Raw genomic sequence first — 11,018 nt, 5'->3', positions numbered from 1 at the left:
CGGCGCCAGCGTCTTCGATGTGCTCTGCAGGTACACGACCTGCCCCTCGTCATCGTCGGCCTTGATCGGGCGCGTGTCCTCGGCCCGGGTCACGTCCGGGAACCACAGATCACCGTACGGATCGTCTTCGACGAGCAGGACGTCGGCGCGCCGGCTCCAGTCGAGCAGGGCCCGACGCTTGGCGAGCGACAGCAGTCCGCCCGTCGGGTTCTGGAAGTTCGGGATGACGTACAGGAACTTGACCCGGGCGCCAGTGGCCCGTTCGACGGCGAGGACCTCATCGAGGTGCGCCAGGTCGAGGCCATCGGCTTCCTGGCGGACGCCGACCAGGCGGGCGCCGGCGCTCCTGAACGCCGCGATGGCGCCGGTGAACGTCGGCAGCTCGACGAGCACGACGTCGCCCGGATCGACGAACAGCCGCGTGACCAGATCCAGGGCCTGCTGGGACCCCGTCGTGAGCAGCAGGTCGTCGGTGGTGCACGCCACCCCCTGCCGTCGCAGCCGCGGCACGAGGGCCTCGAGCAGCGGCGCGTAGCCACGGGTCGGGCCGTACTGCAAGAGGTCGGCCTCGCGCGCCCGCAGCAGATCGTCGGCGATGTCGCGGTACGCGTCCCAGGCGAACGTGTCGGGGTCCGGGTACCCGGGCGCGAACGAGATCAGGTCGGGACGACCCGCCGCGAGAATGCCCATCTGCCGGATCGCCGAACCGGCGAGCTGCGCGCCCATGCGCGAGAAGGCGCGATCGTGCACCGTCATGCGGTCAGGCCTCCGGGCACTGCGGGAGCGGGAGCGGGCTCGGGGGCCTCGACTGGCGCATCGAAGAGGAACAGGTAGGCGCCTGCTGACGTGAGCCCGAGGTACTGGAAGATGAGGCCGCGCAGCAACCAGGCCAGCAACTGCAGCGGCAGCACGGCCAGGCCGACGAACGGCACGAAGGAGATGAGGCCGAGACCGGCCGTGGCGACGATCGACGCCAGGGTCGCCAGCCCCACCAGCCCCGCCGTCACGACGAACACGCCGAGGGTCCGCGGCGCATCGGCCCGCACGAGGCGCAGCGCTTCCCGTGCCGCCGCCCGCACCGACAGGTCACGCGCCGCCATGATGACCTGCAGCACCAGGTACCCGGCGTTGACGATGGCCAGCCACGCCACCAGCAGGGCGCTGAACAGCGCGGCGATGACGGTCCAGCCCACGAGGAACCCATCCTCGCCCACCGCGCGGTACCCGGCCACGACGACCGCGAGATAGCCGATGCCGGAGACGAGATACACCCCGAGCAGAAAGGCGCCGAGCCGCAGGAAACGCGGACGCAGGCGGCGGGTCCCCTGCAGGAAGACGTCCACGTCGGCACGCGACGCCCGGCGCAGGAGGGCGAGTCGCACGGGATAGCGCTCGAGCGGGCCGGCATGCCGCTGGGCATCGACCAGCACGGCCAGGGTGCCGCCCTTGAGGATGAACATCAGGGCCGAGCCCCCGACCACGACGATACCCAGGGCGGCCAGGAAGCTGGCGAGCGCGACGGGATGCTCCAGCAGCGAGGTGGCGACACCGGTGGCGCTCTGACGCAGGTCGAGATCGTCGCCGAGGACGTCCTGCACGTCCTGATTGAGCGCCAGGGCCACGAGGAAGGTGCCGCCCACGATGGGCACCGCCAGCAGGATCTTGAACGTCGCCTCGGCAATGAACTGCAGGACCACGACCGGCCAGTTGGCCGCGGCGAGGAGGGCGCCTCGCTTGATGGGTAGCTTCAGGGCGGGGATGCGCATGCGAGGCGTGTGCTCGATCCCACTATAGCGAACGGTCCGCCCTTCCCCCCATCGCCACCAGCGTCGTCGACAGCCAGGGGTCGCAGCCCGGCGTCTGAAGGCCGAGTAAGATTTCGCGACGCTGCGCATGTCCCCGACTCCCCCACCGCCACGATCGCCCAGCCTCGCCCCCCGCGTCGTGGCCGCGGGACTCGTCGGCACGATCGGTCTCCTCCTCCTCGGCGCGGCAGGCATCCTGTGGCGCCTCGGTCCCGATGTCGATGGCACGGCGCGGCGCGTGGAACGCGAGGTCCGCGACCGCTTCGCGGCCCATGCCGAGACGCTCGCGCGCACCGTCGATCACCTGCGGACACGTCCGTCTCTGGTCAGGCATCTCGATGCCACGACGCGCGATCAGCGCGCGCTCTTCGACGCCGTCGGGGAGGCCGCGCGCCTGAGCGGCCCCGACGTCGCCATCACGATCGCGGCGCCAGACGGCACCGCCATCGCCTGGGCGGGCCGCCCCCAGGCCGTTCCTGACGCGGGCTCGCGGATCGGGCCCACGCTGGTCTTGGCGCCCGGGGCCCTCGGACTGCGACTGGTGTACGTCGAGCCCGTGCGCGTCGAACGTGACACGGTGTGGGGGGGCGGGGCCGGCGGTGGAGTTCCGGGCCCGCCACGCATGATCGGGATCATCGCCGCGGAGCAATTGCTCTCGCGCGCGTCGACCGTCGACACGCGCAACGCCCTCGAAGCGCGCGTCGAGACGTCCCTCCTGCCGGTCACGCTGACACCGACGTACCTCGGGGCCGCGCGGCGGCAGGCCGATGCGTCGGTGGTCACGCTCCAGACGCCGGCCGGCGACGATCTGGCCGATGTGGTCATCTCGCATGCGACGCTGCGGACGCTGCGGGCGACCTGGTGGCGCCGGCTCGCCGGCCTCGCCGGTGTGGCGCTGGCGCTGACGTGCCTCGTCCTGGCCGGGGTGCTGGCATGGGAGCGGCGGTGGCTGGCCGCGCCCGCGTACCGGCGAGATACGTTGCTGGCATTCCTGAGCCTGGTGGTCGCCCGGGTGCTGCTGTGGTTCGGCTGGATTCCGTTGCGCAACGCCACCAACAGCTGGGCCGGCGCGGTCTATCAGGGCGACGTGCTCGGGTGGCTCCACCGCACGCCGGTCGACCTGTGCGTCACCGCGTTCCTCCTGCTGTCCGCCGTGATGCTGGCCGTGGATCCCTTGCGGCGGGTGCGGCTGGCCAGGCGCCATCGTCAGCGCCGCCCGACAGGCCCACCGGCGCGCCGCCTGCGCTTCGCGCTCGACCAGCTCGTCGCGGGTCTGGTACTCGCGACCCTGCTCGGCCTGCTGGCCCGCCTGGTGCAGGACACGGTGGACCACACCGAACTCGACATCCTGATGCTGGCGCTGCTGCCGCCGATCGAGCCGAGACGCCTCCTCGTCCTGCTCGGCCTGCTGGCCCTTGGCGCCTCCGTCTTCTGGGCCGGCGTGCTGGTGCTGCGCGTGGGCCTGCTGCGCTGGCGGCTCGCCGGGCTCGGTCCGTGGCGGCGCGTGGTGTGGCCCCTGCTGCTCTGGACGAGCCCGCTGGCGGCGGCCGTCGCGCTCGCGGCCTGGCGGGGCGACGATCCGCCGACGCTGGCGTTGCTGGCCATGGCGGTCTGCAGCGGCGCGGCCACGCTCCTCAGCACCCGTGGCATGGCCTGGTTTCGCCGCGGGTCACAGACACGCCGCTTGATCTCGGCCTACACGGCCCTCCTGCTGCCGGCCCTGCTGCTCTACCCCTTGCTGCTGCACGCCATCGACCATGCACGCAAGGCGCTGATCAGCACGCAGTACGCGCCGCAGGTGGTCTCGCATCCCCGTGAACTCGAGAAGCGGCTCACCGCGTCGCTGGCGCAGATCGACAACGTCCAGAGCCTCGCCGAACGCATCGCCGCGGTACCTCGCGAGGTGGGCCGCGTGCCCACGACCACGGCCTTCGCCCTCTGGCAGCAGACCGATCTGGCTGCCGCCCGGCTGACGTCGGCCGTCGAACTGTACGGCCCCGACGGTCCGCTCGTGAGTCGCTTCGGCTTCAATTTTCCCGAGTACCAGGCCACCGTCCCGCAGTGGCGGAGCGGGGTGTGCGCGTGGGACGTCTTCGCCGAGACGGCCCTGTTCGGATCCGTCGAGCGCAGCATGCTGCACGCGGAGCGCGCCGTCTGCGACCCCAACGGGCGCGAACAGGTGCGCGGCGGCATCATCCTGCACGTGATGCTGGACTACAGCTCGCTGCCGTTCCTCACCACGCAGGGGCCCTACTACGATCTGTTCCGCAGCAGCACGACCGCCGACGATGCGCCACGCACGACGCAGTCGCCGCGCGACATCGATCTGGTCGTCTACGGCTGGGGCCGGACGCCCATCTACAGTTCGGTCGAGCGCGCGTGGGCGTTGCCCGACCGGATCTTCGACCGGGCCTACCAGAGTCGCGCCTCGTTCTGGGACACGCAGACCCGTGGCTCGCGGGTCTACGACCTGCACGTCTCGAACGACCGACTCGCCATCTACGTCGTCAGCGTGCCGCGCGTGACGCCGGTCGAGCACCTGGTGCATGTGGCCGAGGTCGCGACCCTCGCCGCCCTCGTGCTCCTCCTGGTGCTGGCGGTACACGCCGTCCTCCACCGGGTCAACCGACGGGGGCCACAGCCGGCCACGCTGCTCGTGCGGGAAGTGCGCGCCAGTTTCACGCGCAAGCTCTTCCTCGCCTTCGTCGCGACCTCGGTGATCCCGGTCCTGACGCTCGCCTTCGTCGTCCGGACCTTCGTTGCGTCACGTCTGCGCGCCGACGTCGAAGCCGAAGCCACCCGCACCGCGGCCGTCGCGCAGCGCGTCATCGAGGAGGCGCTCGCGCTCCAGCAGCCGGCCCTGGTCACCGCCACCGCGTTGAGTGACGACGTGATGGTGTGGATCAGCCGCGTGATCAAGCAGGACGTCAACATCTTCGACGGCCCGACGCTGCTGGCCACCAGCCAGCGCGACCTCTTCGCGCAGGGCCTGCTGCCCGAGCGCACACCGGACACGGTATATCGCGCCATCGCCCTGCAGCGGCTGCCGACCTTCGTCGGCGAGGATCAGATCGGACCGCTGCAGTATCAGCTGGCGGCCACGCCGATCAAGGTCGGCGATCGCGACGCCATCCTCACGGTGCCGATGACGTTGCGACAGCGGGAGATCGAGCGCGAGATCGCCGAGCTCGATCGGAGCGTCAACCTCGGCGCCGTGGTGTTCATCCTGCTGGGGGCGGCGCTCGGCTACTCGATCTCTGGCCGCATCGGCGATCCCGTCCAGCGTCTGACGCGCGCCAGCCGGCGCATCGCCGCCGGCGATCTGGACCAGCACGTCGTCGCACGCACCGCCGACGAACTACAGGGCCTGGTCGAGGCGTTCAACAGCATGGCCGCCGAGCTGTCGCGCCAGCGCGAGCAGTTGCAGCGCACCAACCGTCTCGAAGCGTGGGCCGAGATGGCCCGGCAGGTCGCCCACGACATCAAGAACCCGCTGACGCCGATCCAGTTGTCCGCGGAGCACCTCCGTCGTGTCCATCACGATCGCGGCACGCCCCTGTCCCCCGTCCTCGAGCAGTGCGTCGACACGATCCTGCTGCAGGTGCGGATGCTGCGCCAAATCTCGTCGGAGTTCGCCAGCTTCGCCTCGGCCCCGACCGCCCGTCCCACCCCCGTGGACCTGGCCGGGCTCGTCGACGAAGTCATCGGTGGCTACCGGATTGGCCTGCCGTCAAATGTGCGCGTCGAGTCGGAGGTCGCCGCCGGGCTACCGCAGGTCCTGATCGATCGCACCCTGCTCGGGCGCGGCATGATCAACATCATCGAGAACGCGCTCCACGCCATGCCCTCGGGGGGCACCGTCAGCGTCCGCGCCGATCAGATCGACCCGTCGTGGGTGCGCGTGGCCCTCTCCGATACCGGGGTCGGCATGGACGCCGCCGCCATGGCGCGGTTGTTCGAACCCTACTTCTCGACCAAGGCCGCCGGCACGGGCCTCGGCCTCACCATCGCCAAGCGAAATGTCGAGCTGATGGGAGGGCGCATCCGCGTCGAGAGCCAGAAGGGCGCAGGGACGACGGTGTCGCTCGACCTGCCTGTCGCGACATAGATGCGACCGCGCGCGTCGTACCCCTTGTCATGACCGTCCTCGCGGCGAGCTGGCGCTGGTCCCGCGTGCCGTGTCCGCGGGTGAGCCAGGCAGCGTCGTCTCTTTACTCCATGAACGCGTCGGGCGCCCCGTCCCGGCCGCTGCCCGGCAAGGAGATCTGACGTGATTGGTCGAATGTGGAGCGTGGTGCTGGTGCTGCTGCTGTTGGCCGCCCCGGACCTGTCGGCACACGGCGTGTCGGCCGCCGACCGCGCCTTCATGGAACGGGGCGGGTTGATGGCGTTCCTGTATCTCGGCGCCAAGCACATGGTGACGGGCTACGACCACCTGCTCTTTCTCGTGGGCGTGATCTTCTTCCTGTATCGCCTCAAGGACGTCGGCACCTACGTCACGCTGTTTGCCGTCGGTCACAGCGTCACGCTGCTGTTCGGCGTCCTGAGCGGTGTGCATGTCAACGCCTATCTCGTCGACGCCGTCATCGGGTTGTCGGTCGTCTACAAGGGGCTCGACAACCTCGGCGCGTTTCGTCGCTGGTTCAGCGTCCAGCCCAATACCAGGGCCGCCGTGCTGATCTTCGGCTTCGTGCACGGGTTCGGGCTTGCGACCAAGCTGCAGGACTTCGCACTGCCACGCCCGGGCCTCGTCGCGAAGATCGTCGCCTTCAACGTCGGCGTCGAGATCGGCCAGTTCCTGGCCCTCGGCGCCATCCTCATCGCCATGGCGTACTGGCGGCGGACCGCCGCCTTCGAGCGACAGGCCTTCGTCAGCAACGTGGTACTGATGACGTGCGGCTTCGTGCTGTTCGGCTATCAGATGTCCGGATACGTGCTCGAGTAGACATCGACCATGACGACTTCCCGTCCCGACCTGCCCTCGTCGCGACAGTTGCTGCGCGCGACGCTCGTGGCCCTCACTGTGGCCAGCGTGATGCTCGTCGCCATCGTGTTGCCGGCCGAGTACGGCATCGATCCGCTTGGCACGGGCCGGGCGACGGGCCTGTACCGGCCGCCGGCCGACGCCACCGTCCCGGCGACCACAGCGGCGTCCGCCGCGCCGACCATCCCCGCACTGTCCAGGGCGGTGCTGGAGCGCTCGACCCCGTTCCGGACTGACGAGATGACCGTCACGCTCGAGTCCGGCGAGGGAGTGGAGGTGAAGGCCGCGATGCAGCAGGGCGAGCGCCTCGTCTTCAGCTGGACCACCTCGGGCGGCGGCGTGGACGTGGACATGCACGGCGAGGTCGCTGGTGCCGCCGACGAGGCGTATACCAGCTACGTGAAGGGAGAGGGCCGAACCAGTGGGCACGGGACGCTCGATGCGCCGGTGACCGGCCATCACGGCTGGTTCTGGCAGAACCTCAACGATACCCCCGTCACGGTGACGGTCAAGGTCAGCGGCTTCTACGAGCAGCTGTTTCGACCCTGACCGCACGGCGACACCCGCGCGTCGGCCAGGGGCGCCGCGCCAACATGCCGGCATGGGGCCGGTCAGTTCCCCTCAGACATGGAGTGCGACATGAGCCGTTTCATCACCAGTGCATTGCTCGCGATGTTCACGCTTGTCCTCGTACCGCAGGGCCTGCTGGCTCATCCCGACCATGCGAAGAAGGTCCTGGGTGTGGTCGCCTCGATCACCGCGGATCAGCTGACGGTCAAGAACGCCAGGGGCGTCGAGACCTCGATCGTACTGACCAAGGACACCAAGGTCGTGCGCGCCAAGCAGGCCGCGACGATGAAGGACGTGACGGCGGGGGCCCGCGTGGTTGTGACCGCGGAAACGATCAAGAACCAGTTGGTCGCCCGGACGGTCGACATCACCCCGGCGCCGGCGAAGTAGTCGACGCCGCGGAGGTCGCGCGGCCCGGCGACAGGGATGGCCCGGCCTGCTCGCCGACGGTCAGTGGAGCGGCTGCGAGTCGATGGGCTCGGTCACCGGCGGTGCGTCGTCGGCGGGGCGTGGGCGCAGGCGTGCCATGGCCAGGCCGATGAACCCCGAGAACAGGTAGGTGTAGGACACCAGCACGAGCGACCACTGCGGGTACGTCACGATGGCCGCGATGCCGAGCGCGACGATCATCAGCGCACTCGACGGCCGGCGCGTGTTGAGGTTGAACGTCTTGAAGCTGCGGTAGCGCACCGTGCTGACCATGAGCGCGGCCGGCACCAGCAGCAGGGGTAGCGCCAGCGTGGCCATCCAGCCGGCCGGCAGGCCCTGCGGCAGCAGGAAGACCGTGGCCGCCGGAACGCCCGCGGCCGCGGGGCTCGGCATGCCGACGAAGTACCGCTTGTCGGGGTTGGCCGTGCTCTGGATGTTGAAGCGCGCCAGCCGGATGGCCGCCGCGGAGACGAACAGGAAGCCCACCACCCAGCCGAGGCGCCCGAACGTGTAGAGCCCCCAGGCATAGCCGAGGACCGCTGGCGCGACGCCGAACGAGATCACGTCGGCGAGCGAATCGAACTCGCGCCCGAAGTCGGACGTGGCGCCGGTCATCCGGGCGATGCGGCCATCGAGCAGGTCGAGCACCACCGCGACGCCGATGAACGGCGCGGCGGTCGAGAACTCGCCGCGCATCGCGTAGATCACACACGCATAGCCGCAGAACATGTTCGCGAGCGTGAACAGGCTCGGCAGCAGGTACATGCCTCGGCGAAGGCGGCGCTGTTCGGGGTCGCGGCGCCGCAGCACGTTGATCATGGGCAGATATTACCCTCAGGCGTCGGGCCAGCGGGCCAGCACGGTCTCGGCCGCCCGTACCACGTCACCAGGCTTGACCTGGAGGACGCACTCGGGCGGGACGAACACGTCCATGCGCGACCCGAACTTCATCAAGCCGAACCGCTCCCCGGCCACGAGCTGGTCGCCGACCTGCACCCGGCACACGACCCGCCGCGCCAGGACGCCGACCACCTGCCGGAAGACGACGGTGCGCGCCCCGTCCTTGATCCAGAGCTCGTTGCGCTCGTTCTCGGCAGCGGCGCGGTCGTCGTACGCCGCCAGGAACTTGCCCGGGGTGTAGGCAATCCTGGTGATCTCGCCGCCGTAGGGCGTGCGGTTGATGTGGACGTCGAGGGGCGACAGGAAGATGCTGATCTGCTGCCAGTCGCCCGGAGGCGCCACGCCGGGCTCGCCCGGCCCCGCCACCATCACCCGGCCATCGGCCGGCGACAGGACCAGGTCGGGGTGCTGGGGAGGATACCGGTCGGGATCGCGGAAGAAGTACGCGAGGAAGCCGGCGAGCCCCAGGAGGGGCATGCCGACCCCGGGCTTCTTCTTGAGCAGGAAGTACGCGGCCGGAGCAAGGGCTCCGGCGATGAAGGGGTATCCAGCGCGGTCGAGCTTCATTGTGTCAGGGTATCTGTGGACCCCGGCACGGCAGGAGCCACGGGTGCCCGCCGCAGGGCGACGGGCACCGGATGGGAACAGCTGGCGATGGAGGCGCCCGCGTCAGGCGTGGGCGAAGCTGGGAGGCGATCCGGCCGTCGGTGGTGCCGAGTACTGACGGACGATCTCCTCCATGCGATCCTTGAGCTGAAGCTTACGCTTCTTCAGCCGGATTTCCTCGAGCTGTTCGCCCTCGGAGAGAAGCGGGTTGGTGGACATGGACCGAAGCTGGTCGTCGAGCTCGTGGTGCAGCTGGTAGAGCTCTCGGTATTCCGCATCGGTCCGGAGCAGTTGCTCCTTCAGATCCTGTGCATCGGGCATTGCTGCCTCCTTGCTTGCGGGGGAACCGGACAGGGTCACCCCCGGGTTCAAGGGGCACTGTACCACCGTCGCGCGGGCGTCGCAACGCAGAATTCGGGCCGCCGTCCGCCGTCTTCCGCCGTGCGTTCAGACGCGGGGGCCCCGTGTGCCGGCGGGGCGCCAGTGCATGAGAATCGCGTCCTCTTTCGGCGCCTGGTAGTAGTCGCGCCGCCGCCCGTGGTCGATGAACCCCTGCCGGGCATACAGGTGACGCGCCGCGACGTTCGAGGCCCGCACCTCGAGATGGATCCCGAGCGGACATGCGTCAGCAGATGCTGACAAGACGACGCCGAGCAAAGCGTGCGCGATGCCCTGGCGGCGCGCCTCCGGGTGGACGGCGATGCGCAGCAGTTCGCCCTCGCCGGCCACGACCCGCACCAGGGCCGCACCGACGACCGCGCCCGCCACCACCGCCACCCACGCGCGCGTCAACCCATCGTCGAGCAGCGCGCGAATGGCGTCGGCCGACCACGGAATGTCGAAGGACGACGCCTCCAGCGTCGCGAGCGCCTCCTGCTGCGCTCCTGCGGCCTCGCGGACCACGACTTCGTGACTCATCACACGTCACCGCTGACGGACAGACCGGCCTGCAGTCGGGTGAGGACCGCGTCGGGGCGTCGCACGTAGGCCGGACGCACGGCGGCCGGGGCCACGGCCTCGGTCGCGCGTGCGGTCGCCGCCACCGCCAGGACGGCCGCGAGCGGGGGCGCGGCGACCGGATACAGGCGAGGGCCGAACCGCGCGACGAGGGGCGCCGAGACATCGGCCCAGGCGTCGCCGATGACCGCGATCGGCGCGTCGTCATCGGTGGCGGTCCAGAAGGCGGCTGCCTCCTCCGGTGTGCCGACGCAGGCCTCCACCACGGGCGCGACGCCCGAGCCGGTGGGTGCAGGCCGGTAGAGGGCGGTGAAGACCTCGCCCCGCATGCCATGCATCCAGGCCCCGATCCAGGGCACCTCGGGCGCCGCCGCACGGCCGGCGACGGCGAGCAATTCCAGCGTCGAGGCGAGAAACACCCGGCGGTCCCGGGCCATGGCCAGGCCCTGCATCGTGGCGAGGCCGACACGGAGCCCCGTGAAACCGCCGGGGCCGGCCGCGGCGGCAAACAGGTCGACGTCGGCCAGCGTCAGGCCGTGCGCGGCCAGGAGGCGCACGAGGTCGCCCGGCAGGCGGATCGCGTGCCGGACGGCGCCGTCGCCGACGCGGCAGTCGAGCACCTGGCCGTCGCGCGCGAGCGCCAGACTGCCGGTGCGGGTGGAGGAATCGAGGGCAAGAACGAGCATGCTAGACTGGCCGCGGTCCTCACGGCCCCGCTCATTCTACCGGCCGCGCCTCCGACAGCCGGTGGGCGCCGCGTGCCGCAG

At 70.4% G+C, this 11,018-nt stretch carries 11 protein-coding genes; 4 read left to right on the top strand and 7 right to left on the bottom strand.

Annotated elements, in window-relative coordinates:
• Positions 1 to 756 (bottom strand): PLP-dependent aminotransferase family protein (locus Q0C41_RS11630; RefSeq protein WP_291983925.1); only part of this gene is annotated, 756 nt, incomplete at its 3' end.
• Positions 753 to 1,766, bottom strand: a complete 1,014-nt coding sequence (locus Q0C41_RS11625) for a hypothetical protein (RefSeq protein WP_291983923.1) — start codon at positions 1,764 to 1,766, stop codon at positions 753 to 755. The genes Q0C41_RS11630 and Q0C41_RS11625, both read right to left, overlap by 4 nt.
• Positions 1,767 to 1,893: 127 nt before the next feature.
• Here Q0C41_RS11625 and Q0C41_RS11620 point away from each other — a divergent pair, with 127 nt between their 5' ends.
• The 4 genes from Q0C41_RS11620 (at position 1,894) to Q0C41_RS11605 (ending at position 7,749) form a co-directional block, all read left to right on the top strand.
• Positions 1,894 to 5,913 carry a HAMP domain-containing sensor histidine kinase gene (locus tag Q0C41_RS11620; protein ID WP_291983922.1) on the top strand — a complete coding sequence of 1,340 codons (4,020 nt, stop codon included), beginning with the start codon at positions 1,894 to 1,896 and terminating at the stop codon, positions 5,911 to 5,913.
• A 174-nt stretch (positions 5,914 to 6,087) separates the two neighbouring features.
• Positions 6,088 to 6,750 (top strand): HupE/UreJ family protein, encoded by a 663-nt coding sequence (locus tag Q0C41_RS11615; protein WP_367079201.1) that lies wholly within the window; start codon positions 6,088 to 6,090, stop codon positions 6,748 to 6,750.
• 9 nt (positions 6,751 to 6,759) lie between these two features.
• Positions 6,760 to 7,338 (top strand): hypothetical protein, encoded by a 579-nt coding sequence (locus Q0C41_RS11610; protein WP_291983920.1) that lies wholly within the window; start codon positions 6,760 to 6,762, stop codon positions 7,336 to 7,338.
• A 90-nt stretch (positions 7,339 to 7,428) separates the two neighbouring features.
• Complete coding sequence (locus tag Q0C41_RS11605; protein ID WP_291983919.1) at positions 7,429 to 7,749, top strand: hypothetical protein; 321 nt, start codon at positions 7,429 to 7,431, stop codon at positions 7,747 to 7,749.
• 60 nt (positions 7,750 to 7,809) lie between these two features.
• On the opposite strand, the gene pssA is transcribed toward Q0C41_RS11605, so the two are convergent.
• The 5 genes from pssA to tsaB all read right to left on the bottom strand — a co-directional run bounded on the left by pssA (position 7,810) and on the right by tsaB (position 10,937).
• On the bottom strand, positions 7,810 to 8,607 hold the full coding sequence (gene pssA, locus Q0C41_RS11600) for a CDP-diacylglycerol--serine O-phosphatidyltransferase (RefSeq protein ID WP_291983918.1): 798 nt from the start codon (positions 8,605 to 8,607) through the stop codon (positions 7,810 to 7,812).
• A 15-nt stretch (positions 8,608 to 8,622) separates the two neighbouring features.
• Positions 8,623 to 9,255, bottom strand: a complete 633-nt coding sequence (locus tag Q0C41_RS11595; protein WP_291983917.1) for a phosphatidylserine decarboxylase — start codon at positions 9,253 to 9,255, stop codon at positions 8,623 to 8,625.
• A 102-nt stretch (positions 9,256 to 9,357) separates the two neighbouring features.
• Positions 9,358 to 9,615 (bottom strand): YdcH family protein, encoded by a 258-nt coding sequence (locus tag Q0C41_RS11590; protein ID WP_291983916.1) that lies wholly within the window; start codon positions 9,613 to 9,615, stop codon positions 9,358 to 9,360.
• Positions 9,616 to 9,741: 126 nt separating this feature from the next.
• The gene (gene rimI, locus Q0C41_RS11585) at positions 9,742 to 10,212 is read right to left on the bottom strand and encodes a ribosomal protein S18-alanine N-acetyltransferase (protein ID WP_291983914.1); all 471 of its coding nucleotides are present in this window, start codon (positions 10,210 to 10,212) and stop codon (positions 9,742 to 9,744) included.
• Positions 10,212 to 10,937, bottom strand: a complete 726-nt coding sequence (tsaB, locus tag Q0C41_RS11580) for a tRNA (adenosine(37)-N6)-threonylcarbamoyltransferase complex dimerization subunit type 1 TsaB (protein WP_291983912.1) — start codon at positions 10,935 to 10,937, stop codon at positions 10,212 to 10,214. The genes rimI and tsaB overlap by 1 nt, the downstream gene beginning before the upstream one ends.
• Positions 10,938 to 11,018 lie beyond the last annotated feature (81 nt).

Source organism: Luteitalea sp., from assembly GCF_022842525.1.
Taxonomy (GTDB): Bacteria; Acidobacteriota; Vicinamibacteria; order Vicinamibacterales; family Vicinamibacteraceae; genus Luteitalea.
Note: the sequence above shows the minus strand (reverse complement) of the source record. Positions and strands in the feature narration are given on the sequence as shown.